General features: G+C 37.5%; 1 protein-coding gene. It reads right to left on the minus strand.

Annotation, left to right across the window (positions count from 1 at the left end):
- The coding region (locus Q0820_RS16935) for a hypothetical protein (protein ID WP_298489484.1) at nt 1-251 on the minus strand (251 nt) is incomplete at both ends.

A 251-nucleotide genomic window follows, 5' to 3' on the forward strand; every position in this document is an offset into this window, starting at 1 on the left:
ATAGTATAAGGAGCAATACCTGTATTTATGGCATCTAATGAAACCGTTATTCCAAAACTACCTTCATCTGCACATTCATCATCAATAGCTAATGAAATATCAGGAGTTGTATCTGTATCTACGGTGATAGCTAATGGCACTGCGATTACACAACCGTTAGCATCTTGTACATATATATCCCAGTTTAAGCTTGTTGTTGGGTCTAATTCTATGGTATTATCAAAAGGATAAACACCTGGGTCACCAGCACC

Origin of the sequence: uncultured Maribacter sp., assembly GCF_947495965.1 — a bacterium.
Taxonomy (GTDB): Bacteria; Bacteroidota; Bacteroidia; order Flavobacteriales; family Flavobacteriaceae; genus Maribacter_B.